Origin of the sequence: Streptomyces sp. JJ36, assembly GCF_021696945.1 — a bacterium.
Classification (GTDB): Bacteria; Actinomycetota; Actinomycetes; order Streptomycetales; family Streptomycetaceae; genus Streptomyces.
Genome location: NZ_JACYHE010000006.1, coordinates 91,734 through 117,635, shown reverse-complemented (window position 1 = coordinate 117,635; position 25,902 = coordinate 91,734). Strand labels below are relative to the sequence as shown.

At 75.8% G+C, this 25,902-nt stretch carries 18 protein-coding genes and 1 tRNA gene; 10 read left to right on the top strand and 9 right to left on the bottom strand.

Going from position 1 to position 25,902, the window contains the following annotated elements:
• Positions 1-15 precede the first annotated feature (15 nt).
• The gene (locus tag HOY81_RS04305) at positions 16-198 is read left to right on the top strand and encodes a hypothetical protein (protein WP_237318275.1); all 183 of its coding nucleotides are present in this window, start codon (positions 16-18) and stop codon (positions 196-198) included.
• A gap of 31 nt (positions 199-229) precedes the next feature.
• On the opposite strand, the gene HOY81_RS04300 is transcribed toward HOY81_RS04305, so the two are convergent.
• The 4 genes from HOY81_RS04300 to HOY81_RS04285 form a co-directional block, all read right to left on the bottom strand.
• Positions 230-976, bottom strand: a complete 747-nt coding sequence (locus HOY81_RS04300) for an RcpC/CpaB family pilus assembly protein (protein WP_237318273.1) — start codon at positions 974-976, stop codon at positions 230-232.
• 117 nt (positions 977-1,093) lie between these two features.
• A complete protein-coding gene (locus tag HOY81_RS04295; RefSeq protein ID WP_237318271.1) occupies positions 1,094-1,924 on the bottom strand; it encodes an S-methyl-5'-thioadenosine phosphorylase in 831 nt (276 codons plus the stop codon).
• A gap of 144 nt (positions 1,925-2,068) precedes the next feature.
• A complete protein-coding gene (locus HOY81_RS04290) occupies positions 2,069-2,452 on the bottom strand; it encodes an FmdB family zinc ribbon protein (RefSeq protein WP_237318268.1) in 384 nt (127 codons plus the stop codon).
• A 143-nt stretch (positions 2,453-2,595) separates the two neighbouring features.
• Positions 2,596-4,143 carry a potassium/proton antiporter gene (locus HOY81_RS04285; protein WP_308340950.1) on the bottom strand — a complete coding sequence of 516 codons (1,548 nt, stop codon included), beginning with the start codon at positions 4,141-4,143 and terminating at the stop codon, positions 2,596-2,598.
• Positions 4,144-4,389: 246 nt separating this feature from the next.
• On the opposite strand from HOY81_RS04285, the gene HOY81_RS04280 reads away from it, so the two are divergent.
• Positions 4,390-7,095, top strand: coding sequence for a penicillin acylase family protein (locus HOY81_RS04280; protein WP_237318264.1), 2,706 nt, complete (start codon positions 4,390-4,392; stop codon positions 7,093-7,095).
• Between the two features lie 267 nt (positions 7,096-7,362).
• Here HOY81_RS04280 and HOY81_RS04275 read toward each other — a convergent pair whose 3' ends face one another.
• Positions 7,363-7,959, bottom strand: a complete 597-nt coding sequence (locus HOY81_RS04275; protein WP_237318262.1) for a 5-formyltetrahydrofolate cyclo-ligase — start codon at positions 7,957-7,959, stop codon at positions 7,363-7,365.
• A gap of 48 nt (positions 7,960-8,007) precedes the next feature.
• Between HOY81_RS04275 and galU the strand changes: the two genes are divergently transcribed.
• The 8 genes from galU to HOY81_RS04235 all read left to right on the top strand — a co-directional run bounded on the left by galU (position 8,008) and on the right by HOY81_RS04235 (position 17,788).
• Positions 8,008-8,919 carry a UTP--glucose-1-phosphate uridylyltransferase GalU gene (galU, locus tag HOY81_RS04270; RefSeq protein WP_237318260.1) on the top strand — a complete coding sequence of 304 codons (912 nt, stop codon included), beginning with the start codon at positions 8,008-8,010 and terminating at the stop codon, positions 8,917-8,919.
• Positions 8,916-10,220, top strand: a complete 1,305-nt coding sequence (gene glp, locus HOY81_RS04265) for a gephyrin-like molybdotransferase Glp (RefSeq protein WP_237318258.1) — start codon at positions 8,916-8,918, stop codon at positions 10,218-10,220. The genes galU and glp overlap by 4 nt, the downstream gene beginning before the upstream one ends.
• A gap of 126 nt (positions 10,221-10,346) precedes the next feature.
• Positions 10,347-11,543 carry a bifunctional molybdenum cofactor biosynthesis protein MoaC/MoaB gene (gene moaCB / locus HOY81_RS04260; RefSeq protein WP_237318256.1) on the top strand — a complete coding sequence of 399 codons (1,197 nt, stop codon included), beginning with the start codon at positions 10,347-10,349 and terminating at the stop codon, positions 11,541-11,543.
• Positions 11,540-12,163: a GNAT family N-acetyltransferase gene (locus HOY81_RS04255; protein WP_237318333.1), complete on the top strand. Its 624-nt coding sequence runs from the start codon at positions 11,540-11,542 to the stop codon at positions 12,161-12,163. Before moaCB ends, HOY81_RS04255 begins: the two co-directional genes overlap by 4 nt.
• 204 nt (positions 12,164-12,367) lie before the next feature.
• Positions 12,368-13,663, top strand: a complete 1,296-nt coding sequence (gene glpR / locus HOY81_RS04250; protein WP_237318254.1) for a gephyrin-like molybdotransferase receptor GlpR — start codon at positions 12,368-12,370, stop codon at positions 13,661-13,663.
• Positions 13,664-13,757: 94 nt separating this feature from the next.
• Positions 13,758-13,831 (top strand) — tRNA-Ala (locus HOY81_RS04245).
• Positions 13,832-14,389: 558 nt separating this feature from the next.
• Positions 14,390-14,995, top strand: a complete 606-nt coding sequence (locus HOY81_RS04240) for a response regulator transcription factor (RefSeq protein WP_308340949.1) — start codon at positions 14,390-14,392, stop codon at positions 14,993-14,995.
• A gap of 663 nt (positions 14,996-15,658) precedes the next feature.
• A complete protein-coding gene (locus HOY81_RS04235; protein WP_237318252.1) occupies positions 15,659-17,788 on the top strand; it encodes a helix-turn-helix domain-containing protein in 2,130 nt (709 codons plus the stop codon).
• Positions 17,789-18,309: 521 nt separating this feature from the next.
• Here the strand turns inward: HOY81_RS04235 and HOY81_RS04230 are convergent.
• The 4 genes from HOY81_RS04230 to lanKC form a co-directional block, all read right to left on the bottom strand.
• On the bottom strand, positions 18,310-20,148 hold the full coding sequence (locus HOY81_RS04230) for an ABC transporter ATP-binding protein (RefSeq protein WP_237318329.1): 1,839 nt from the start codon (positions 20,146-20,148) through the stop codon (positions 18,310-18,312).
• A 170-nt stretch (positions 20,149-20,318) separates the two neighbouring features.
• Positions 20,319-22,286, bottom strand: coding sequence for an ABC transporter ATP-binding protein (locus HOY81_RS04225; RefSeq protein WP_237318250.1), 1,968 nt, complete (start codon positions 22,284-22,286; stop codon positions 20,319-20,321).
• 263 nt (positions 22,287-22,549) lie between these two features.
• Positions 22,550-22,684, bottom strand: a complete 135-nt coding sequence (locus HOY81_RS04220) for a SapB/AmfS family lanthipeptide (RefSeq protein WP_237318248.1) — start codon at positions 22,682-22,684, stop codon at positions 22,550-22,552.
• Positions 22,681-25,506 carry a class III lanthionine synthetase LanKC gene (lanKC, locus tag HOY81_RS04215; RefSeq protein WP_237318246.1) on the bottom strand — a complete coding sequence of 942 codons (2,826 nt, stop codon included), beginning with the start codon at positions 25,504-25,506 and terminating at the stop codon, positions 22,681-22,683. Before lanKC ends, HOY81_RS04220 begins: the two co-directional genes overlap by 4 nt.
• Positions 25,507-25,902 lie beyond the last annotated feature (396 nt).

The window sequence follows — 25,902 nt, the reverse complement described above, 5'->3', positions numbered from 1 at the left end:
CCGTACCCTGGAGCCATGACCACCACGCCGCACCCCGGCCCGCCGGAGTCCGAAGGCCCCTCCGCGCTGGTCTTCGACGACCCGCTGAGCCGGCCGGCCGCGGACGACACCGACGAGGGCTGGGGCGACCGCCCGCGCACCGGCGGCGCCGCCGACCTGGCCCGCTTCCTGGACGAGAAGCCCCCGCACCACCTCTGAGCCGCCGCCGTCAGGCGGCGGAACCACGCGGTCAGCACAGCGCCACCCCCAGCGGCGTGCCCGAGGCGGCCGCACCGACCAGCTCCCGGGCCGTCTTCCGCGGCACCCGGAGGACCACCAGCGCCCCGCCGGACCCGGCGCCCGCGACGGCTTCCGCGTGCCCGGCCGGGCCACCGTAGGCCGGACCCGCCGGACCGTGCGCCCCCGCCGCGGTCCCGCCCCCGGGCTCCGGCACCTCTGCCACCCGTGCCCCGCGGGCCAGCACCCGGGCGGCGCCGGAGGATGCGTGTCCGGCGTCTCCGGCGGACCCGGCCACCACGTCCACCCGGTCCCCGGGCCGCAGCAGCCGTACGGCGGCCGCGTCGGCGATCCGCACGGGCGCCGCCACCTGCTCCGCGCCCGGTGCCGCGGCCCCCGGCGGGACACCCTCAGCGCCACGCTTCGTGCTCCCGTCCGTGCCGCCGTCCGGCCCCCCGCCTCCGCCGCCGGATGCCCGGGCCCGGGCGGCCGCCGTGGCGTCCGGGCCCGTCTCGCCCGGCACGCTCAGCGCCGTGACGCCGCAGGCGGCGGCGGCCATCGCCAGGCACAGCGCGCCCGCACGCCGGTGGCCGCGCAGGGCGCGCGGGGGCCGTAACCGGAGGCGGCCGCCTCCGGCGCGGATCGGCGGGAAGCCGGGCACCGGCGTGCGCGGCACCGTGCCCTCGGGCGGGACGACGGCTCCGGCCGTCCGGGGCGTGGCCGCGCCCCTACGGGCACCGACGAGGGAGTCCTGCGACATGACGATCACCGCCTGGCATGAGGGATGCCGGTCTTCGGACCCCCAGCCTGCACGGTTTCCGCGGAGCGCGCCGGAGCCTGTGGATCACTCCGCGGTTGTGGAGAACTCGGTCACCCTTCAGGGGAGTTCGATGCCCGGGTCGAGTCCGTCCAGTGCACCCGGGCACGCGCAGTCGCGCTGCTCGGGAAGGTGCGTGACGGCGTCGAAGATCACTTCGCGGAGCCGTCCCACGTTCTGCCCGAAGAAGGCCAGGACCTCCTCGTGGGAGACGCCCTCGCCGGCCTCGGCGCCCGCGTCCAGATCCGTGACCAGGCAGAGCGAGGAGTAGCAGAGGGCGAGTTCGCGGGCGAGCACCGCCTCCGGGTGCCCGGTCATCCCGACCACCGACCAGCCCTGTGCGGCATGCCACTGCGACTCGGCGCGGGTGGAGAAGCGCGGTCCCTCCACGACGCACAGCGTGCCGCCGTCCACCGGCTCCCAGGAGCGGCCGCGCGCCGCGGCCAGGGAGGCGCGCCGGCCGTCGGGGCAGTAGGGGTCGGCGAAGGACACATGGATCACGTTCGGCTGCGAGCCGTCGGTCATCGGCTCGCCGTCGTAGTACGTCTGCGGACGGCTCTTCGTACGGTCCACGAGCTGGTCGGGGACGAGCAGGGTGCCCGGTCCGAACTCGGGCCGCAGGCCGCCGACGGCGCACGGTGCCAGGATCTGCCGCACCCCGGCCGCACGGAGGGCCCACAGGTTGGCCCGGTAGTTGATGCGGTGCGGCGGCAGGTGGTGCTTGCGGCCGTGCCGGGGCAGGAAGGCGACGCGGCGGCCGCCGATCTCGCCGAGGAAGAGCGAGTCGCTCGGCTGACCGTAGGGGGTCTCGACGGTGATCTCGGTCACGTCGTCGAGGAAGGAGTAGAAGCCGGAGCCGCCGATCACGCCGATCTCTGCCTGTGCGCTCATGCGCTCACCCTAAGGGGTGGTGCGGGGCGGGCGGCCCGTGGCGCCGAGGGCGGGTGCTTCCGCCGCCCGGGAGGGCGGCAGGGCACGGTCCGGGGAGCCGGCGGGGCCCCCTGAGGGGCCCGCCCGTGCTGCGGGTGTCCGGCGTCAGGCCGCCGAGCTGCCCGCGGTGCTCTTGGCGCCGCTGTCCGACCCGGAGGAGCCGGACGATCCCGAGGAGCCGGAGGACCCCGAGCCCGAGGACCCCTCGGACGAGGAGGTGGACCCCGACGAGGCGCTCTCCGAGGAGGACGAGCCGTTGGAGGAACCGTTCGCGGAGCCGTTGGACGCCCCCGAGGACGAGGAGGACGAGCCGCTCCGGCTGTCGTTCCGGTAGAACCCGGAGCCCTTGAAGACGATCCCGACGGCCGAGAAGACCTTCTTCAGGCGGCCCTCGCAGCTCGGGCAGTCGGTCAGCGAGTCGTCGGTGAACTTCTGCACCACCTCGAGGCCCTCGCCGCACTGGGTGCACTGGTACTGATAGGTCGGCACGACTTTCCTCCTGGCACTCTTCCTTATGGAGTGCTAACGACGCTCCATCGTGCAGTATTTCCGCGGCAGAGTCCACCGGGCCCGGCACACTCCGGCACGGATCACACCGAGGGCGCACCCCGGGCCCGTGCCGTGCCGTCCGCTCAGCGCGGGGTGGCCGTGGCCCCGGTGCCGCCCAGCCAGCCCGCCAGCTTGCCGCCCCGGCCGACCGCGATCAGGCGCCGCTCCGTCGCGTCCCGGACCTCGTCCGTGGCCACCACCAGCAGGTCGTCCCCGCGCCGCAGCACCGTCGAGGGCAGCGGTACGAAGCTGGACCCCTCCCGTACGACCAGGGTGACCGCGGCGCCTGCCGGGAGCCGCAGTTCCGTGATCTCCACGCCGTGCATCCGGGACCGCTCCGGGATGGAGACCGACAGCAGATGACCGCGGAGCCGCTCCAGCGGTGCCGACTCGATGTCCACGTCCCGCGCGGCCTCCGGGTCGCCCAGTCGCAGCCGGCGGGCGAGCCAGGGGAGGGTGGGCCCCTGGGCGAGGGTGAAGAGCACCACCAGCACGAAGACCAGGTTGAAGATCCGCTCGCTGCCCTGCACCTGCGACACCATGGGGATGGTCGCCAGCACGATGGGCACCGCGCCGCGCAGCCCGGCCCAGGACAGCAGCGCCTGCTCCCGCCACGGCTGCCGGAAGGGCAGCAGGCTCACCACCACGGACACCGGCCGGGCCACCAGTGTCAGCGCGAGCCCGACGAGGATCGCGGGCACCAGGTCGTCCACCAGTTCGTGCGGGGTCACCAGCAGCCCGAGCAGGACGAAGAGGCCGATCTGCGCCAGCCAGGCCAGTCCGTCGGCGAAGCCGCGCACGGCCGGGCGGTGCGGCAGCCGGGCGTTGCCGAGGACCACCGCGCAGACGTACACCGCGAGGAAGCCGCTGCCCTGCGCCAGCGCGCCGCCCGCGTACGCCAGCACGCACAGGGCGAGCACGGCGATCGGGTAGAGCCCGGAGGCGGGCAGCGCGACGCGGCGCAGTGCGAAGGCGCCGAGCCGGCCGACCAGCAGCCCGGCCGCCAGGCCGATGAGCAACTGCAGCAGGATCATGCCGACCAGGACGTACCAGCTCTTCGGCTCGTGCTCGGTCGCGGAGAGCGCGACGACGAGGATCACCACCGGGGCGTCGTTGAAGCCCGACTCGGCCTCCAGGGTGCCGGTGAGCCGCTGCGGCAGCGGGACCTTGCGCAGCACCGAGAAGACCGCGGCGGCGTCGGTGGAGGAGACGACCGCGCCCATGATGAGCGCCGTGGTCCACTCCAGGCCGATCAGGTAGTGCGCCGCAGTCGCGACGATACCGACGCTCACCCCGACACCGACGGTGGCCAGCGAGGCGGCGGCCGGGACCGCGCGGCGGATCTCCCGCCAGCTGGTGCCCAGCCCGCCCTCGGCGAGGATCATCACCAGCGCCGCATAGCCGAGGACCTGGGTCAGTTCGGCGTCGTCGAAGTCGAGGCCGAGGCCGTCCTGGCCGATGAGGACGCCGATCCCGAGGTAGAGCAGCAGGCTCGGCAGGCCCGTGCGGGTCGAGAGCCGCACCGCCACCATCGCGACGAGCAGCACCACGGAGCCGAGGAGCATGATCTGGTTGAGCCGGTCGACAGTCAGGGGCCGCTCCTCCCGTAGTTCGTTCGCATAGCTAACAATTTACCATCGCATGACTCTTCGCCCCGGATTCCCCGGGGTGACCGGACGCCCGGCGCCGTCCGCACCGTCCGCCTCTCTCCTCACACCGTCACCACGCCGCCGTCTCGCCGCCGCCACGCCGCCGCCACGATGCGGACGCGCGAACCCGTCGGGCGCCCAACTCCCCGACTCCCTGTCGGGACTGTCACCGGGTCGGCCTATGGTTGCTCCAGCAGCCAGGACCACCCTGCCCCTCGAAGGACAGCGATGCCCGCCAAGAAGACCTCACGACGCGCCCGTCTCCTCGTGATCGCAGTCGTGCTGCTGCTGGTGGGGGGCATCGGCTACGGCACCTTCTGGAGCATCGGCACGGTCCGCGACTCCTTCCCGCAGACCACCGGTTCGCTCAAGATCGAGGGCCTGTCCGCCCCGGTCACCGTGAAGCGGGACGCACACGGCATCCCGCAGCTCTACGCCGACGACTCCCGCGACCTCTTCCTGGCTCAGGGCTACGTCCACGCCCAGGACCGCTTCTGGCAGATGGACGTGCGGCGGCACACCACCTCCGGCCGGCTCTCCGAGATGTTCGGCGAAAGCCAGGTGGAGACGGACGCGTTCCTGCGCACCCTGGGCTGGCGGGAGGTCGCCGAGCGGGAGTACGCCCGGCTCGCCCCCGCCACCAAGCGGTACCTGAAGGCGTACGCCGCCGGGGTCAACGCCTACCTCCGCGACCACCAGGGCTCCGAGCTCTCCGTCGAGTACGCCGCGCTCGACCTCAAGTACGACTACGAGCCGGAGCCCTGGGACCCCGTCGACTCCGTGGCCTGGCTCAAGGCCATGGCGTGGGACCTGCGCGGCAACATGGAGGACGAGATCGACCGCGCCCTGATGAGCAGCCGGCTCTCCGAGGAGGACATCGAGGCGCTCTACCCGCCCTACCCGTACGAGCGCAACGAGCCCATCGTCGAGGCCGGTTCCGTCGACGAGGCCACCGAGGAGTACGAGCCGGCCGGCGGCGTCTCCACCGGGACCAGCACCACGCCCGGCGTCGAGCAGGCCGTGCAGGGCGCCCGCACCCAGCTCGGATCGCTGGCCGAGGTGCTCGACGAGGTGCCCGCCCTGCTCGGCCCCAACGGCAGCGGCATCGGCTCCAACTCCTGGGTCGTCTCCGGCGAGTACACCACCACCGGCAAGCCGATGCTCGCCAACGACCCGCACCTCGCGCCGACGCTCCCGTCGGTCTGGTCCCAGATGGGCCTGCACTGCCGGAGCGTGAGCAAGGACTGCGCCTTCGACGTCGCCGGGTTCACCTTCGCCGGGATGCCCGGCGTGGTCATCGGGCACAACCAGGACATCGCCTGGGGGTTCACCAACCTCGGCGCGGACGTCACCGACCTCTACCTGGAGAAGATCGAGGACGGCCAGTACGTCCGGGACGGCGAGCGCCACGCGTTCACCACCCGCAAGGAGCTGATCAAGGTCGCCGGCGGCCGTGACCGGGAGATCACCGTACGCGCCACCGGGAACGGCCCGCTCATCTCCGACCGCAGCTCCGAGGCCGCCGACGTCGGCGAGGAGGCACCCGTCCGGTCCGCCGCCCCCGACCGCGGCGACGGCTACGCCGTCTCGCTGCGCTGGACGGCGCTCACCCCGGGCCGCTCCATGGACGCCGTCTTCGCGCTGAACACCGCCTCGGACTTCGAGGAGTTCCGCGCCGCCGCCCGGAAGTTCGAGGTGCCCTCGCAGAACCTCCTCTACGCCGACACCGAGGGCAACATCGGCTACCAGGCGCCCGGGAAGATCCCCGTCCGCGGCAAGGGCGACGGACGCTACCCCGCGCCCGGCTGGGACTCCGACTACCGCTGGACCGGCTACATCCCCCAGGAGGCCCTCCCCTGGGAGTACAACCCGGAGCGCGGCTACATCGTCACCGCCAACCAGGCCGTCATCGACCAGCGGAAGTACCCGTACCTGCTGACCGAGGACTGGGGCTACGGCGCCCGCAGCCAGCGCATCCACGACCTCCTGAGGTCGAAGCTCGAGGACGGCGGCAAGGTCTCCACCAAGGACATGCAGACCATGCAGCTCGACAACAGCAGCGAGATCGCCAAGCTGCTCGTCCCCTACCTGCTGAAGATCGACGTCAAGGACCCCTATGTCCGCGAGGCGCAGGAGCTGCTCCGCGGCTGGGACTACAGCCAGGACGCCGACTCCGCCGCCGCCGCCTACTTCAACGCCGTCTGGCGGAACGTCCTGATGCTCGCCTTCGGAGACAAGCTGCCCAAGGAGGTCCGGGTCGAGGGCGACTGCCTCTGGGTGCCGCCCGCCGACGAGTCCGCACCCCTGGAGGACCTCGACGGCGACGCGAAGCTGGTCCGCGAGTGCGGCAAGCGGGACCCGGACTCCGCCCAGCCGGACGGCGGCGACCGCTGGTTCGAGGTGGTGCGCGGGCTGCTGGACGAGCCCGGCAGCCACTGGTGGAAGACCTCCGGCAGCAAGGCGCAGCACGGCGACCGGAACCGCGACGAACTGCTCGCCCACGCCCTCAAGGACGCCCGCTGGGAACTCACCGCGGAGCTCGGCAAGGACATCGACACCTGGAGCTGGGGCCGCCTGCACCGGCTGATGCTGCAGAACCAGACGCTCGGCACCGAGGGCCCGGGCTTTGTCCAGTGGCTGCTGAACCGCGGTCCGTGGGACCTCGGCGGCGGCGAGGCCGCCGTCAACGCCACCGGCTGGAACGCCTCCGGCGGCTACGACGTCTCCTGGGTGCCCTCGATGCGCATGGTGGTCAGCCTGGACGACTTCGACCAGTCGAGCTGGATCAACCTCACCGGAGCCTCCGGCCACAGCTACCACCCGAACTACGTCGACCAGGCCGAGATGTGGGCCGACGGGGAACAGCTTCCGTGGGCGTTCAGCGAGCAGGCGGTGCAGGAGGCCACCGAGGACACGATGGCGCTCACGCCGTAGCATCCGCCCCCGCGGGCGGGGCCGCCCTCGCCGGTGTCATCAGCCCGGCGGCCGGCCCGGCCGCCGCGCGCCTGCGGACCCGTCCGTTCCGGGAGGGCGCAGGCCGCCTGCCCCTGCGCGCGGACGGCGGTGAGCACCGCCGTCCGGCGGGTCCCGCCGCACCGTCGAGGAGCCGCGCTCCGCGTCGCCGCTCGGCCGTCGCCGGGGACCCCGCGGTCCTGCGTGCTGTGCCGGGTCCGCGGGGTGCGGGCGGGCCGGGGTGGCGGGCTAGGAGTCCCGGAAGCGGTGCACGCCCGAGGGCGTGACCGCCGCGGCCACCGGCCGGTCGTGCGGCTCGACCGGCACCTGCGTCAGCACTTCCGTGTCGTGCAGCAGCACGATGAGCGCCGGCTCCACGCCCGCCGCGGACAGCCGGGCCAGCACCCGGTCGTAGCTGCCGCCGCCGCGCCCCAGCCGCCTGCCCCGGGCGTCCACCGCCAGGCCCGGCAGCAGCACCGCGTCCGCCTCCGTCACCGCGTCCGGTCCCAGCGGCGGCCCGGCCGGTTCCAGCAGCCCGAGCCGGGCGCGGACCAGCGTGTCCGGCCCCCCGTACCGGCCCCAGTCCAGGTCGTTGTCCGGCAGGAGCACCGGCAGCAGCACCCGCACACCCCTGGCGTACAGTGCGTCCAGCAGGGGCCGGGTGCCCGGCTCGCGGCCCACCGAGACGTACGCCGCCACGGTGCGCGCCCCCGCCAGCTCCGGCAGCTCCAGTGCCCGGCGCGCCAGCACCCCGGCGCTCTCCCGGACCGCGTCCGTCGTCAGCCGGGAGCGCCCCGCCAGCAGGTCACGCCGCAGACCCGACTTGCCCGTGTCGACACCGCCCACCACCAGAACCTCATCTTCTGCTCATACGCACCCGTTATGGTGCTGGCCATGACTACCTCACGTGACAGGATCAGCAAGGCTGTCATCCCGGCCGCGGGCCTGGGCACCCGCTTCCTCCCCGCGACCAAGGCCACCCCGAAGGAGATGCTCCCGGTCGTCGACAAGCCGGCGATCCAGTACGTGGTCGAGGAGGCCGTCACCGCCGGCCTCTCCGACGTACTGATGGTGACAGGCCGGAACAAGCGCCCGCTCGAGGACCACTTCGACCGCAACTACGAGCTCGAAGAGGTCCTGCGCAGCAAGGGCGACGCCACCAAGCTGACCCGCGTGCAGGAGTCCAGCGACCTGGCCACCATGCACTACGTGCGGCAGGGCGACCCGCGCGGCCTCGGGCACGCGGTGCTCTGCGCCGCGCCCCACGTGGGCGACCAGCCGTTCGCCGTGCTGCTCGGCGACGACCTGATCGACCCCCGCGACCCGCTGCTCGCCCGGATGACCGCCGTGCAGGAGGAGCGCGGCGGCAGCGTCATCGCGCTGATGGAGGTCGACCCGGCCACCATCCACCTCTACGGGTGCGCCGCCGCCACCCCGACCGACCAGGACGACGTCGTCACCGTCTCCGACCTGGTCGAGAAGCCGTCGGCCGCGGAGGCCCCCAGCAACCTCGCGATCATCGGGCGCTATGTGCTGGACCCGGCCGTCTTCGACGTGCTGCGCAAGACCGAGCCCGGCCGGGGCGGCGAGATCCAGCTCACCGACGCCCTGCAGGCGCTGGCCTCCGACCCCTCGCTGGGCGGCCCGGTGCACGGCGTGGTCTTCCGCGGCCGCCGCTACGACACCGGCGACCGCGGCGACTACCTGCGCGCCATCGTCCGGCTGGCCTGCGAACGGGAGGACCTGGGTCCGGACTTCCGCGCCTGGCTGCGCGGATTCGTTAGCGAGGAGATGGAGCGGCCTTGAGCGACACCTGGTCGGTCGACGAGCACCTCGAGGACGTCCTGCGCGGCGTGCGCCCGCTGGAGCCCATCGAGCTGCAGCTCCTGGACGCGCAGGGCTGTGTGCTGGTCGACGACGTCGCCGTGCCCGCACCGCTGCCGCCCTTCGACAACAGCTCGATGGACGGCTACGCGGTGCGCACGGTCGATGTGGAGGGCTCCTCGCCGGAGTATCCCGCCGTGCTCACCGTCCTCGGCGACGTCGCCGCGGGCAGCGACGCGCAGCCGGCCGTCGGGCCCGGGCAGGCCGCCCGGATCATGACCGGCGCCCCGCTGCCCCCGGGCGCGGAGGCCGTGGTGCCGGTGGAGTGGACCGACGGCGGCACCGGCGGCGGCCCGGCCGACGCCATGACCGCGCACAGCGCCGATCCGGCCGCCGCGGGCGGCGAGGTCCGCGTGCACCGGGCGGTCGTCCCCGGGCAGCACGTGCGGGCACGTGGCAGCGACGTGGAGGCCGGGACGGTCGCGTTGCGGGCCGGCACGGTGCTCGGGCCGCCGCAGATCGGGCTGCTCGCCGCGATCGGCCGCGGCAGCGTCACCGTACGGCCGCGGCCGCGGGTCGTCGTGCTCTCCACCGGCAGCGAACTGGTCCCGCCGGGCGAGCGGCTGGGCCCCGGCCGGATCCACGACTCCAACAGCTTCGTGCTCACCGCAGCCGCGCGGGCCGCCGGCGCCCTCGCCTACCGCGTCGGCGCCGTCACCGACGACGCCGACACCCTGCGGTCCACCATCGAGGACCAGTTGATCCGCGCGGACATCCTGGTCACCAGCGGCGGCGTCAGCGTCGGCGCGTACGACGTGGTGAAGGAGACGCTGAGTTCCCTGGAGGAGGGCGCGGGCCGGGTGGAGTTCCGGCGGCTGCGGATGCAGCCGGGCAAGCCGCAGGGCTTCGGCCTCGTCGGGCCCGACCGGACCCCGCTGCTCGCACTGCCGGGCAACCCGGTCAGCGCCTACGTCTCCTTCGAGCTCTTCGTACGGCCGGCGATCCGCACCCTGATGGGCGTGCAACCGGTGCGGCGGACGCCCGTACCGGCCCGGCTGGAGGGTACGGAGCCCCTGCGTTCCCCCGCGGGCAAGCGGCAGTTCCTGCGCGGGGCGTACGAGCCGCCCGCACCCGGCGGTAAGACGGGTGCCGTGCGGGCGGTCGGGGGCGCGGGCTCCCATCTGATCGCCGCGCTCGCGCAGGCCGACGCGCTGATCGTGGTGCCGGAGGAGACGGAGGAGCTGGCGCCCGGCGCCGAGGTGGAGGTGCTGCCGCTCGACTGACGCAGTGGCGCGGGCGGTACGCGCCGGGGACGCGCTCGCGGGTGCCCGGCGTGCGCCCTGCCGCGCTCCCGCGCCGCGGAGGCGGCAGGTACCGTGGCTGCGCACACGGACCGCACCGGGAGAACGATGAGCAGCGCCGAGCAGCCGCAGCCCCACCTCACGCACCTCGACGAGGCGGGCGCCGCCCGCATGGTCGACGTCTCGGCGAAGCACGTCAGCGCGCGCACCGCGCGTGCCACCGGCCGGGTGCGGGTGTCGCCGGAGGTCGTGGCACTGCTGCGCGGCGAGGGAGTGCCCAAGGGCGACGCCCTCGCCACCGCACGGATCGCCGGCATCGCGGGCGCCAAGCGCACGCCCGAGCTGATCCCGCTCTGCCACCCGCTGGCGCTCTCCGGGGTGGCCGTGGAGCTCGCCGTCGCCGACGACGCCGTGGAGCTGACGGCGACGGTACGGACCACCGACCGCACCGGGGTGGAGATGGAGGCGCTCACGGCCGTCTCGGTCGCCGCGCTGACGGTGGTCGACATGGTCAAGGCGGTCGACAAGTCCGCGGTCATCACGGACGTCCGGGTGGAGGAGAAGACCGGGGGGAAGTCCGGCGACTGGACGCGCGAGGGCGGGGCGGGCCGTGCGGATGCCGCGGACGGTGTGGACACGGGCGCCGGGGCGGGCTCCGCGGGACCCGGGGCCGCGGAGGCCGAAGCCGCCGGGCGTCCGAGCCCCGCGGAGCAGGTGGTGGCCGCCGCGCACGGCACCGGCCACGGAGACGCGCACGGCACCGGCCACGGCGCCCCGGCACCGGCGGGCTCGGGGCCGGCGCACGGCCGCCGGCCGTACCGCGCGCTCGCCGTCACCGCCTCCAACCGCGCCGCCGCCGGTGTCTACGCCGACCGGGGCGGCCCGCTGCTCGTCGAGGGCCTGGCGGCGATGGGCTTCGCGGCCGACGGTCCCCGTGTCGTCCCGGACGGCGAGCCGGTGGCCGAGGCGCTCCGGGAGGCCGTGGCGGCCGGGTACGACGTCGTGCTCACCACCGGCGGCACCGGGATCTCGCCCACCGACCGCACCCCCGAGATGACCCGTGGCGTGCTCGACCACGAGATCCCCGGCATCACGGAGGCCATCCGCACCGCCGGGCGGGCGAAGGTGCCCACGGCGGCGCTCTCCCGTGGCGTCGCGGGGGTCGCCGGGCGCACACTGATCGTGAACCTTCCGGGTTCCTCGGGCGGCGTGCGCGACGGCCTCGCCGTCCTGGACGAGCTGCTGGTACACGCCGTCGACCAGGTCCGCGGCGGCGATCACCCCAGAGGGGACGACCCGCACTGAACGCACCATGGCCGGTAGTGCTGGCGGACGGAGCGACCACCCTCCGCCCCATAAGGCTGCGCGACCAGCGGGCCTGGCGTGAGGTCAACCAGCGGAACCGCGACTGGCTGCGCCCCTGGGAGGCCACCGTGCCGCCCCCGCCGCCCGGCCACGAGCCGCCGCGCCGGCCGACGTACCGGCAGATGGTCCGGCATCTGCGGGCGGAGGCGCAGGCGGGGCGGATGCTGCCGTTCGTCGTCGAGTACGGCGGCCGGCTGGCCGGGCAGCTCACGGTCGCGGGCATCACCTGGGGGTCGATGTGTTCCGGCCATGTCGGGTACTGGATCGACCGGTCCGTGGCGGGTCGCGGCGTGATGCCGACGGCCGTCGCGCTCGCGACCGACCACTGCTTCCGTACGGTGGGATTGCACCGTGTCGAGGTCTGCATCCGCCCGGAGAACGGCCCGAGCCGGCGCGTCGTCGAGAAACTCGGATTCCGGGAAGAAGGGGTACGTCCCCGTTATCTCCACATCGACGGCGCCTGGCGGGACCATCTGGTCTACGCCCTGACGGCGGAGGAGGTGCCCGAAGGGCTGCTGACCCGGTGGCGGCGCACGAGACCACCGGCGCCGCAGAAATAAAATAAATGTTCGATAATCCTCGGGGGAATCCGCGCTGTCGCGGAATCGCCGTTCCCGGAATCCTCACTTCCCGCCCACCGGCGACCCACATCGGGTGACCGTGGGCGCGCTTCCCGCAGAGAATCATCGGAACGGCGGCCGGATCGCGCGACACGCCAGGCAATTTTGCCGATGCCCTGACGCAATTCCCTCTACCGTGTGAGGGTGAGCAGCAGTGGCCTCATCTACGCAGTCATCGTCGGGGCCTGGGCCGCCTACCTCGTGCCGATGTGGCTTCGTCGGCAGGACGAGCTGAACGAGGCACGTCCGACGGAACGCTTCAGCACCGCCATCCGGCTGCTGTCCGGCAAGGCGGCCATGGAGCGCCGTTACGCGAAGGAAGCCGAGCGGCGCACCGGGGCCCATGCCACCGGCGCCGACGCGGAGCCCGGCGCCGACGGTGACGCGGCGGACGCGGACGCCCCGTACGCCGCCCCCGGCCCGGCGGTCGACGTGCGGGCCTTCGCCGAGCCCCGGACCCTCGTCCGCGCCCGCGCCGAGGTCCTTCCGGAAGCCCCGACCGAGCTGCACGCCGCGGCCGGCACCGCGGACCGCCACGGCCCCGCGTCCGCCGCCGGGGACCCCGCCGAGCGGCACCCCGACGACCGCGGAACGGGCGACCGTGGTGTGGGCGACCGTGTGACGACGGGCGCCCGCGGGGACCGGGGTGAGCCGGGCGCCCGCGGGGACCGGGCGGACCAGGATGGCCCCGCCGGCTCCGTGCGCCGGGCCGCGGAGCGGGCCAAGCGCGCCCAGTTGCTGGCGCGCCGCCGCCGCACCACGATGATCCTCTTCCTGGCCTTCTCGGTCGGCGCGATCGTGGCCGCCGTCGGCGGCGTCGCGTTCCTCTGGGCGCCCGCGGCGCCCGCCGCGCTGCTCAGCGCCTACATCGCCCACCTCCGTGTCCAGGAGCGGCGCCGCTTCGAGGTCACCATGGACCGCCGCCGCGCGGAGGAGGCCGCCCGCCGGCTCCGCGAGGACCGTACGCGCGCGGGCGCCGCCCGGGAGCCGCAGGCCGAGGCGCCCCCGCGGCCCGAGCCGCACCCGCACCCCGAACCGGAGAGCGGCCCGGTGCCCGTCTCCGCCCCGGCCGACGAGGAGCCGGGCCCCGCGGCCGGGCCCTCGGCCGACCAGCGTGCCCTCGTGGAGCGCACCGACCACGCCGAGTGGGTGGACCAGGAGCGCGGCCGCGTCGCCGAACAGCCCGAGGGCGAGGGCTGGGACCCGGTGCCGGTGCCGCTGCCCACGTACGTCAGCGCCCCGGTCGCCCCGCGCACCGCGCGCGGTGTCGACCTGGACGCGCCGGACACCTGGAGCTCCGCCCGCTCCAGCACCGCGGCGGCCCCGGCCCCCGAGGCCGCCGCCCAGGAGCCCGCCCCGGCGCCCCGGCGCGAGCGGGGACGCACCCCGCTCTTCGACCAGATGGCGGACGCGGACCGCCCTCGCGCGGCCAACGAGTGACCCCGGGCCGCCGCCGGCCGCGTCCGGTCGTGACCAGCACGGCAACGGATTTTCTCCCCGCCCGACGGGGATGCTAAGGTTTCACCCGTCGCAAGGGCCTGTGGCGCAGTCCGGTAGCGCATCTCGTTCGCAACGAGAGGGTCAGGGGTTCAAATCCCCTCAGGTCCACAGCAACAGCAGCAGAATCCCGTCCGATCACCCCGATCGGGCGGGATTTTCGTCGTGGTGGTGCAGACCACCCCTCCGCGGCCCGGCGGCACTCCTGCCGGTCGGGGGCGCGTGGCGCGGGGGACACCGGTCGGCGGAGCAGGTGGAATACCCGGAACGCCTGGGGGTGATGGTGTGACAGGTCAGCAGCGGCCTTCCCGGCAGGAGGTGCTGCGGCGCCGGCGCCGGGACGCTCTCGTGGGCCGGCGTGACGAGCAGGCGCTGTTCGAGGCGCGGACCGGCACGGACCGGGCGGCGGCGGGCAGGCGCTCGCCGGGCCCGCCGTGTAGGGCGGGTCCGGCGGGGTAACCGGCGGGGCGGGTCGCGGGGGCTGCCTCCAGGTGTCCGCCGCTTCGTCGGGGGCGTGTGCATCGGTGAAGGGGCGCACGAACGGTCTCCCGGTGTGCGCCCGTCGTGCGCCCGGTGCCCCCTTGCGGTCAAGTGTCGGTTTCATGGCAGTATCACTCGGCCGCACACCGCGTGCCAAAGGCACCACGGACCGTGAGAAAGGACACTCAGGTGATCCGGGTTCTCCTGGTACACGATTCGACGCTCATGCGTTCGGCGCTGGAGTCGCTGCTCTCCGCCGAAGACGACCTGGAGGTGTCCTCCGCACCCTGGGACCAGGTCATGGGCGGGCTCGCGGCGCTGCGTCCGGACATCTGCCTGGCCGACATCGACGGCTCCACCGCGACGGCTCCGCTGAGCGATCCGCGCCTCGTACGGCACACGGACGGCGCGGGCTGTGCCCTCGTGGTGCTCGCCGACCCGTCCCGTCCCGGGCTCCTGCGCAAGGCCTACGCCGCGCGCGCCCGGGGGTTCGTCGACCGGGACGCCGTCCCCCAGCGCTTAGTCGAGGCCATCCGCCGGGTCTTCGAGGGCGAGCGATTCGTGGACGAATCGCTCGCCTTCGGCTTTCTCCAGGCCGCCGAGATGCCGCTGACGCCCCGTGAGGTGGGGGTGCTGGCCCTGGCCGCGGAGGGGGAGTCGATAGCCGACATCGCCGGCCGGCTGCACCTGTCGCACGGCACGGTGCGGAACTACCTGACCGCCATCACCCGCAAGACCGGTGCCCGCAACCGCGTGGACGCCATACGGATCGCCCACGGCGCCGGCTGGGTGTAGGGCGGCCCGGCGACCGGCGGTGAGCACCGTGGGGCCGGGGTCGCCGCCCCCGCCGGGACGGACCGCAGGCCCCGGCGGGGCCCGTGCGGACGGCCGTGTACCTGCCTGCCGGGGCTCCTGCCGGGGCTCCCGCTGGGGCCGGTGGTCCGCGAGGCCGCTCTGCGGGGCGTCCGGGACCGCGTCCGGGACCGGGCTCCGCGGCGACCAGCCGGCGCGGGTCTCCAGCCTGGTGGGCGTGACCGCACCGGGGCCGGCACGCCGCGGGAGCGCGCCCGCGCAGGACCGTCGTGAGCGCGGCGCCGGGGGAGCAGGCCGCGCGGCCTGCTCCCCCGGAACGGCACGGCGCCCGGGCGTGGTCCGCCGGCGACGTGCGCGGCACGCCACGTGACGCCCCGCGGATCCGTCCCGCCAGGGGCGAGGCGTGGCGGACGCCGCTGCCTCCCGGCGCAGCGGCGTGCACCGGCGCGCGGCCCCGGCTTCCGGCGGGCTGCGGTCCGGGTGCCGCGGAGGTCCCTGCCTCCGTACCGCGGGACGGTGGTCTGCCCGCAGCGCGGTACTGTGCGCTGCGGGGGGTGCAGGTTCGTCGCCAGGGGCCCCGGCCGGACCCGTACAGGCGTCCGGGGCCCTGGGACCGCAGGTCCTCGACCGGCTGGGGGTCGGACGATGTCGACGCTGAGTGACCTGGGTGAGGAGCCCGGGCTTTCTCTGGAGTTCGCGGTGGGAGGCGATCACGCCCGCGACCGCATGGTGGACACGGTACGGGTGGTGCCGCCGCCGCAGTGGACGGACGGCCTCGGTGAGGTCACCGACACCCTCGTGGTGACCGGGGACTTCGGCGGGCCCGGCGGCCGCGGGGTCGGGGCACGGGCGGCCGAGGCGCTGTTGCGGGAGCTGGCCCGGCAGCGGGCCGCCGGGCTCGCGGTGGTCGTCGGCCGGCACGGTGTCCGGGACGTCCCGGTGACGCTGCGCAGCGCGGCGGCACGGCTGGACGTCCCCCTGCTGACCACCACCACGCCGCTGACGGAGTGGCGCCGGCTGCTGCCGCGGCTGAGCGAGCGCCGGCACCGGGACGCCGAGTGGCACGCGGAACAGCTCACCGCCCTGCTGCACCGGCTGCCCGAGCGGTGGGCCGAGGCGGGGCCGGGCTCCGCCGGCTGCACGCCGGACGACGCCGCGGTCGCCCCGGGCACGACGGCCGGCCCCGGCACGACTGCCGTTCCCGGCACGACGACGGACGCCGGCGCGGGCGGGATGCAGCGCATCACCGACTGGCTGGCCGCCGCGCTGGAGGCCGACGTGCTCGTCGGCGACCGGCACCGCGGGGTGCTGGCCGCCTCCCCGGAGTCCGCGCCCCGTACGCTCGCCCCGCTGCTCGCCGGTCAGACCGCCCCCGCGACGCCCGCCGGCGCGGCACCCGCGACACCCGCTCCGGCGGCGTCCCGGGACGCGGGGCCGCATGTGCAGTCCGTCGCGCTCGCCTCGCCGGGTCCGGCCGCCACGCTCTGGGTGGCCGCCCGCCGCCCGCTGGGCGACACCGAGACCGATCTGGTCCGGCACGCCGCCAAGGTGCTGGGCCTGCTGGACCAGGCGCGGTCGCAGAGCCGGCTGCGGGACGCCGAGCGGGCGGTGCACCTGAGCGCGCTGCAGCTCCTCCTGGCGGGCGAGGAGGTCGCCGCGCAGCGGGTGATGGCCGGGATAGCGCCCGGCCTGCTGGCCACGGAGGAGGTGCGGGTGCATGTCGTGGACTGCGCCGGCGAGGAGCGGGAGGCGACCGCCGCCCGGCTGGAGGGCGGTACGGCCGGGCGCGCGCTGCTGGCTCGCTGCCCGGCCTTCAACCATCTGATCCTGGTCGACCCGCTGCCGGGCGGTGAGGCGGTGCCGCTGGACGGGGTGCTGCGGGAGGTGGTGTCCGGTCGGCCGGAGCACCTGCTGGGCAGCAGCCGGGTGCACGGGCTCGGCGACGTCGCGGACGCCTACGCGGAGGCCGTCACCTCGCTGGCCGTGGCACGGGAGCTGCCCGGGCGGGCGGCACGCGCCGAGGACCGGGCGGACCTGGCGGACGTGGTGCCGCCGGAACCGGCACGCCGCTGGGCCGGCACGGTGCTGCGCCCGCTGCTGGCGCTGCCCACCGGCCAGCGCAACCAGCTCCTGCACACCCTCGACCTCGCCCTGGACTTCCCGTACAAGGCCGTGAGCCGGGTGCTCGGCGTGCACCGGAACACCGTGGCGCACCGCGTGAACCGGGCCTTCGGCCTGCTCGGTCTGGACCGGCGGCACGTCCTCCAGCAGGCGGTGGTCTCCGCCGCGGTGAAGATCGTCAACGCGCACGGGCACGGTGGCGGCCCGGAGGACGCCGGAGCCGACGCGGATGCGGACTTCACCGCCATGGTGGGCGCGCCGGCCGTACGGGAGTGGGCGGAGGAGCTGCTGCAGCCCGTACGGGAGGACCGCCGGGATCTGCTGCGCACCCTCCGCGTCTGGCTGGAGAACGACACGCACACCGAGAAGGCCGCCGCCGCGCTGGACGTGTCCCCCGGTACCGTGCGGAGCCGGCTCCAGGCGGCGGCGCCGCTGCTGCGCCGGGACCTGTCGGCCGGCCCCGAGCGCGGCGGTCCGGAGGACGGCGGTACGTCGCAGGGGGCCGCGGAGCACCGGGTGCCGCGGCAGGGAGCGGAGCCGCGGGAGGTCGTGCCGGAGGAGGGCGAGCACCTGCTGAGCAGCGTCCGCCCGCTCGCCTTCGCGCTGTACGCCGCCACCGGCAGCCCGCCGCTGCGCGGCGCCTGGCGGGCATAGCCGCGCGGGACCGGGGCTCCCGGGGTGCGCCGGACCCGGCGCCCCGGGATGCGCGGAACGGTCCCCGGTGGCCCGGAACGGGCGGTCCGCCGGCCGGGAACGGGCGGCCGCCTGCGGGAACTGTGCACGGGTGAGGGTGTGCCCGGCCCCCGTTGTGCACGGCGCACGCCCGGTTGTGCACCGGCGCCGCCCGCGGGCGGGGGACCGGGCCCCGTGCCGCTGGCAGCGGCCTTGCGGCGTCCGTAACGTGCTGGTCGTCCGCCTCGCGGAGACAGCCGCCCCAGCAGTGTCTCCGCGGCGTGGGAGGGATGCGCCTGTCCCTGCCCCGGTGTGCGGGGAGCCCGGACTCCCCTGCGGTTCCCCGCACACCCCCCTGCCGAAGCGCCCAGCAGAAGGAGGAAGGATGCGCACGCGCCGGTTACGCGGCACCTCCCCGACCGCACCCGCTCACACCTCGCGGGGCCGCACCGCACCGGCCTGAGCCCGCGGGCCCCGCTCACGGCAGGTGGGTACGGCCGCCTTCAGACCGCGGTCGCCTGCCAGTGCCCCACCAGTTCGGCGTAGAGGGGGGAGCGCGCGAGCAGCTCCTCGTGGGTGCCGGTACGGGCCTCGGTGCCGTCCAGCACGAGGACCCGGTCGGCACGCCGGGCCGAGGAGAGGCGGTGGGCGACGATCACCACGGTGCCGGGCCGCTCCAGGAAGGCGCGTTCCGCGCGGGCCTCGGCCACGGGGTCCAGATGGCAGGTCGCCTCGTCCAGCAGCACCAGCGGCGCCGGTGACAGATGTGCCCGGGCCAGGGCGAGCAACTGCCGCTCACCCTGGGACAGCTCACCCGGGACGACGGGGGCGTCCGGTCCGCCCAGCCGCTCCAGCAGCGGCCCGAGGCCGACCGCATGCGCCGACTCCTCCACCGCCCGCCGGGGGACGGTGGAGGAGTCGGGACGGAGATAGAGCAGATTGGCGCGGAGGGTGCCGCTGAACACGTACGCCTGCTGCGGGATCAGCACCCGGCGCCGGCACGCCTCGGGGGAGGCGTACGGGCGTACGGGCTCGCCGGCCACCCGGACGTCGCCGCGCAGCGGGGTGAGCAGCCCGGCGACGAGCCCGGTGAGCGTCGACTTGCCGATGCCGCTGGGGCCGACCACCGCCAGGCTGCCGCCCGGGGGGACCTCCAGGTCCAGATCGCGCAGGACCGGGCGGGCCGCGGGGCCGTAGGCGAAGGTCACGCCGCGGAGTTCGACCCGGGGGGGAGCGGCCGGTACGGGGGACGGCCGCGCGGCCGGCAGGGGGAACGGAGCCGGGGGAGGCTCCGCCGGTCCTTCCGGCGGGGCGCCGAGCACGGGGGTCTCGGCGCTGCCGCCGGGCGCGCGGGGGACGGACGAGGGGGAGGCGGGTACGGGTCCGGAGGGCCCGTACCCGTCGCCGTCCGTGCCGCCGGTGAGCCGGTCGAGCACGACCAGCAGCCGGGTGCCGGCCGAGCCGAGCGCGTTGACCAGGGTGTGCAGGGCGGGCAGCAGCGACTGGGTGAGGTAGGTCAGGGCGCCGACCAGTTCACCGGCCGTCACGCCGTTGCGCAGCAGCCAGGGCGCCGCCACCAGCAGCAGCACCACCGGCAGCCGGCCGGCCAGGCCCAGCGCGAGATGGCGCGCTCCGGCCCAGCGGGCGAGGACCCGCCCGGCGTCCCGGGCACGGCCGACGAGAACGCCGGACTCGGCGGCCACACGTTCCGTGGCGCCGCACGCGGTCACGTCACGCAGGCCCTCCGCGACGGCGCCGAAGTGCGCGCAGGCCGCCTCGTCGGCGCGCAGGAACTCCTGCTGCCGCAGCGCCGTCGGACCCAGCGTCAGGCAGAACAGCACCAGCCCCAGCACCAGCGGCGGCAGCACCACCAGCAGCAGGCCGGGCGCGAGTGCGGCGAGGCCGAAGAGCGCACCCAGCGCGGTGAACGCGAACGACCGGGTCACCAGAACCAGTCCGGCGAAGCCGTCCCGGGCGATCTCCGTCTGGCTGGTCAGCCGGGAGACGGCGGCGGTGTCCACCCGGTCCGGGTCGGCGACGGCCTGTCGCAGCGCCCGGGTCACCACGCGGCGCACCAGGCCGTCGCGCAGCGGTTCCACCAGGTCGGCGAGGTGCCGGAAGACCCCGCGGGTGGCCAGGCCGCCGACGAGGACGGCCACCGCGCCGGCGGCCAGCCACAGCAGCCCGGTGCGGGTGTCGCCGGCGAGGAAGCCGCGGTCCAGGGCGCGGGCGACGCTGTAGCCGCCGAGGAACGTCTGTGCGGATTCCAGCAGCGACCAGCCGCCCAGCAGCAGCAGGGTGGGCCGGCGGCGCCCGAGGAACCGGCGGGCCTGCGGCAGCACCCGGCGCAGGGGGCGCGTGGGCCGGCCCCCGGGGTTCTCCGTCGCGGCCGGGCCCGCGTGCCCGCCGGGCCCGTCCGGGGCCCGGAGCCCGTGCCCCTCGGCGGGCGCGGCGTCCCGGGCGTCCCGGGCCTGCGCCGCCTCCGGGACGGCCTCGGTCTCCGCCGCGCCTTTCACGCCGCACCGCCCGTGGGGGTTCCCGCCCCCGGCGGTGGGGCCGGTTTCCCGGCCCGCCGTGCCGACGGTCCCGCGGTTCCGCCGCCGGTGGGTCCCGGGGACGCCGTGTCGCCGCCGTCTGCGGCACCGTCCGTACCGGAGCGGGCCGGTGCCCGCTCGGGAGCGCCCGCCCGCTCGGGATCGCCGTCTCCGTCCGGGGGGCCGCCGTCGTGGGTTCCCGCCCCCGGCGGAAGGTCCTCGTCCGGGGCGAACACCGCGCGGTAGTCCGGGTCGTGCCACAGCTCGTGGTGGCGGCCGACCGCCCGGACGCGACCGTTCTCCAGCCAGGTCACCAGGTCGGCGCGGGCGGCGGAGGAGGCCCGGTGGGCGACGAGCAGCCGGGTGCCCGGACGCACCTCCCGCAGCAGGGCGCGCCCCACCTCGCGCTCGGTGGCGCTGTCCAGGCTGGAGGTGGCGTCGTCCAGCACCAGCAGCCGCCCGGCGTGCGCGAACGCCCGTGCCAGCCCGAGGCGTTGCGCCTCCCCGCCGGAGAGCGGCGCCTCCCGGAGCGGCGTGTCGTAGCCGTCCGGCAGCAGCCGTACGAAGGTGTCGGCACCGGCCGCCCGCGCGGCGGCCTCCACCCGGGTGCGGGGCAGGTCGCGCGGCCCGAAGCCGACGGCCGCGGCGACGGTGCGCCCGAAGAGCGCGGGCCGCTCGAAGGCGTACGCGACCTCCCGGCGGAGCACCGCGGGGTCGGCCTCGGTCAGCGGCACCCCGTCCAGCAGCACCCGCCCGTGGTCCGGGTCGGTGAGCCGCCCGGCGACGGCGGCCAGCAGGGACTTGCCCGCCCCGGACCGGCCGACCACGGCCATGGTGCTGCCGCCCGGCACCACCAGGTCCACGTCGCGGAGCACCGCCGTCCCGCCGCGGCGCACGGTCACCCGGTGCAGCTCCAGCCGGCCGGGGCCGCCGGCCGGCAGCGGCCAGGTGCCGTACGGCACGGCCGGCACCGTGAGCAGCCCGGCGATCCGGGAGGCGGCGGCCCGGCCGCGTACCAGGGCGTCCACCCGGCCGACGAGGGTGCCGACGCCGACGGCGAGGAAGGCGTAGCGGGACGCGGCCAGCAGTTCCCCGACGCTCAGCGCGCCCGCGGCCAGCCGCAGCCCCCCGGCGGCCAGGACGGCCGTCGCCAGCAGCGGCGCCAGCACCCCGCTGCCCACCATGGCGCGCCCGTAGACCTGCCACATCCGGCGTCCCTGGGCGTCGAGTTCGGCGAGCGGCTCCAGCACGCGCCGCCGCTCCCGGTCCGCGGTGCCGGCCGCGGCGACCGTGCGGGCCCCGCCGAGCGCCTCGGTCAGGGCGGTGGCGATGCGGCCCTGGGTGTGCTGGTAGTCCGTCACGCTGGCGGACGAACCGCGGGCGAAGGTCCGCAGCAGCGCCGCCAGCAGCGGTGTGCCGCCGAGGAAGACCGCGGCCAGCCACAGGTCGACGGCGGCGAGCGCCAGCAGACCGCCGAGCGGGGTGACGACGGCGGTGACGGCGGTGGCGGCGGAGGCGGGCGCGGTGCCGGCGTCGGCCGCGTTCTGGCCGAGGCGGGTCACCAGGTCGCCGGGGGTGAAGCGGTCGGTGGCGCGCGGACCGGCGGCGAGCAGGTGCCCGGTTCCGCGGCGGCGCAGCCAGGCGGTGCCGCGGGCGGTGACGGTACCGTTCAGCACGGCGACGGCGGCGCCGAGCAGCATCTGGGCGGCGAACAGCGCGGCGCACGCGGCGATCCACGGGTCGGCCGGGCCGGCGCCGGCGAGCAGCCGGTCCAGGGCGCGGCCGAGGACGGCCGGCAGGGCGAGGGCCACGGCGGACTCGGCGAGGCCGGCCAGCAGCACACCCGCGGTGCCGGCGGCGCCGTCCCGGGCGGCGCCGGCGAGCAGCCGGTGCGCGTTCCGCCGGGGCGCCTCCTCGGCGTGTTCCGCGGGGGGTGGTGAGGCCATGCGGCTTCCTCGCAGGAGGCGTACGGGCGGGGGAGACCGGAGGGTGGTGCGGTGCGCGCCACCTCGCGGGTGCGGTGGGAGCCACCTGCCGGCGCGGCGGGAGCCACGCCCCGACCGCGGCGGAGATGCGCCACGGGCTCGCGGCGGGGGATACGGGAGAGCGAGGCGGGGAAGAACGAGGAGGACCGGGACCCGCGCGTTCCGGAACGGGGCGTTCCCGGGCGGGGTGGCCGCCCGGGAACGCGGTGACGACGCGGTGGTCGTCAGTTGCAGGTGGTGAGGCTGAGGCTGCTGTCGCCGCAGAGCAGCAGGCTGGCCTCGCTGCCGCCGCCGTAGCCGGCGTCGGCGGTGGCCTCGTCCTTGACGGTCTCCATGGTCTGCAGGTCGAGCAGGGTCATGATGATTCCTCTCTTGTTCGGAAACGGTTCTCCGTTACGGCCGCCCGGGTGGACGGCCGGCTCTGGGGCCGCGGTAGCGGCGGAAGGAACGGCAGACTCGCGGGCCGCGGCTGCAGCGCGCCGCCCAGCGCGAGGAGGCAGCCCGCGGTGCCGGTGTTCAGGTCCATGGACAGGCGCATCAACTGCTCGCCGGGGAAGGCGAGGTGCCCCCGGTAGGGGAGGGCGGTGCGGGCGAGCGCGCCGATCTGCCGGCGGAGCACGGCGTCCGCGCCGGTCGCCGCGCCCCCGTCCGGGGTGCTGGTGCTCTCCGGAGTGTCCGTGTCGGCCGTACGGGCCAGGTACAGCACCATGCCCGCCGTGCCGCGGAACAGCCCCGGCTGCGCGTAGAAGCGGGACCGCGCCGCCCGGTGGATCTCCCGGCGTGCCGCGCGGAAGCCGTCGTCGTCGCGGTGCAGCAGATAGTCGTCCAGCACCATTCCGATGCCGACGCTGCCCGCGCCGAGATAGGGCAGGGTGCGCCAGCCCTCGTCCACCTGGAGGGCGCCGCCGGCGCTCCGCACGCAGCGGTCGAGGTCGGCCCGGAGGGCGGTGGCGGCCAGGTCCAGCAGCGCGGTGTCGCCGGTGCGTTCGTAGCGGCGCAGGAAGAGCAGGGCCTCGCCGGTGCGGCCGTGCAGCAGTCCGGCGCGGCGGGTGGACCGGCCGGCTTCGGCGCGGTCGGCGACCAGGCGGCAGCAGTCTCCGGCCACCTCGTGCAGCCCGGGCTCGCCGGTGGTCTCCGCCAGGGAGTCCAGGGCCAGGCCCAGCCCGGCCAGCCCGCCGTGCAGTTCGCCGCCGAGCTCCTGCCACTGCTCACCGGTGACGAGGGCGGCCAGCTCCAGCGCCTCGGTGGCGTGGCCGAGGCGGGCGAGCGTCCAGGCGACGCCCGCCAGCCCGTCGTAGAAGCCGAGCGGGGTGCCGGTGGCGGGGCGTTTGGCATGCCGCAGCAGCCACTCCTCGGCCTCCGGGCAGTCGGGGGCGTCGGTCTCCGCGAGGGCGTGCAGCACGCCCGCGGTGCCGTAGCCGAAGGAGGCGCCGCCGCCGGGCGTACGGAACTGGGCGATGTCCCCGGGGAAGCAGCGGTCCTCGCGGTCCGGGGTGGCCGAGGCCAGCAGGGCCCGGGCCATCGCGTCGCGGCTGCGCGGCCAGTCGCCGGGATGCACGGGCAGATAGCCGCCGCCCGGCTCCGGTGGCTGCCCCGGCTCCGCCGGCTCGTCCCGGTCCGCCCCTCCGTCCCGGACCGGGACGCGGGTGCGGGCCGTACGGCGCATGCCGGCCCGTGGCGCCGGCGCCGGGGTCTCCCCCTCGGCGACCCCGGCGGCGTGCGTCGCCACGACCGGGCCGGCCGTCGCCGGGTCCCGCCCCGCGCCGGTGATCTCGGCCACCGCCTCGTCCAGGAACTCCCGCGGCACCGGGAACTCGGCGGCGGCCAGCTCCGCCAGGTGCGCCGCCTTCTCCCGGTCCATCGCCAGCAGGTTGGTCAGCGGCAGGAAGAGCGCCAGGCGCAGGCAGGCCAGCGCATAGCGGTCCACCGCGTAGCCGCGGCGGTCGGGCGGTGCCACGAAGCCGGGGTTCGCCACCGTCTGCCGGAGGCCGTCCGCCGCCTCGGCGGCGGCCTCGAAGTCGAGCAGGGTCACCGAGGACTCGTCCTCGGCCACCATGATGTTGAACAGATGCAGGTCGTTGAAGACGAGCCCGCGGGCGTGGATCGCCGCCACGGCCTCCTCCACCATCCGGTGCACGCGCAGCGCCCAGTCGGTGTGGGCGGCCAGCCGCTCCGGCGCCGGATCGGCCTCGATCAGCGGGTGGCGGCGGGCGAAGAAGGCGTTCAGGGGTCTGCCGCGCACCCGTTCCAGGGCGAGGAAGTGGTGGTCGCCGAGGACGAAGTGGTCGCGCACCGCCGGGGTCTGCGGAACGTCCGCGAGTCTTTCCAGCGCCGTGCGCTCACGTTCCAGCCGGGTGACCGCGTCGGCGCCGTCGGCCGCCAGGCCCGCGTACGGCCGGGCCTCCTTCAGCACGACCTCCTCGCCGGTGCGGGTGTCGCGTGCCGCGTAGACGCCGCCGCCGTTGGAGAAGTGCAGGGCGCTCTCGATCGTGTAGGGGATCTCGGCGAGCGCGGTGGCGGAGCGGGCCTCCAGGTGCGGGCGGAGGAAGTCCGGCAGGGCCACCCACTCCGGGACCTGGAAGCGCGGCTCCCGGCGGTCCGGCACCAGCCGGCCGCGCGGGTCCTCCACCGCCGGGCACAGCCGCCCTTCGTCGTCGTAGCAGTGCCGTTCGGTGAAGCTGCCCCAGCGCAGGTGCACCGGGCCGGCGCCCCACCGCAGGTCGCTGAGGATGTACGGCCCGGGCTCCCCGGCGAGCAGCCGGTCGAGGTCCTCCGCGACCCGCCGGCACTGCTCCTCGTCCGCGGGGTAGACGGTGACGAACTTCCCGCTGGCGCCGCGGTCGGCGTACTTGGCATTGCGGTTGTGCAGCAGTCTGCGGCTCGGCACGAACTTGAACGCCACGCCACGGGGTACGCAGTAGTCCCAGACCGCCGAGAGGATGCGCTCGGCGTTGTCCAGGCAGGAGGAGACGTGGATCTTCCAGCCCTGGGCGGGCAGTTCGGCGCCGGCCGGGCGCAGCGCCAGCCAGTCGCCGGTACGGTGCCGCTGCCAGCCCTCGGGCACCTCGCGGCGCGCGGCGCCGTAGAGGGCGCTCCGGTCGTCCGGCTGCGCCGGCACGCGGTGCGGAGCGTCGTAGAAGAGCCGGTCTGCGTCGCAGAAGACGGCGTACCCCTTGCTCATTCCACCTCCCTGTGGCTGACGGAGACGAGCCTGGCAGTCACGCAGGGCCACGGAGAAGTCCCGTCTGTCACCGATGAGGCGTGAGAACTTCACGGATTCTCCACGAGCGTGCGGGGTACTCGGGGATACTTTTCAGCCGTCGGCCCGTGGCGTGCTCCGTACGGTCCCGGCGGTCCGGGGGAGGGCGCCGCGCCGGTGCCGGCGGGGCCGTGGCGCGGCTGAGGGGGCGTCACCACGCCGCCCCCGCCGTACCGGTGGTCACGGAGCGAGAAGCTATGCTGAAAGATGCCCGGCGTGTCAGCGGTCCCGACGCAGGGGGTTCCGGCGCCGTCCCCACCGGCGAGCGGGTACGGGCGGGCTGCCCTCGGGCACACAGCCCGGGACGCGGAGGCACCG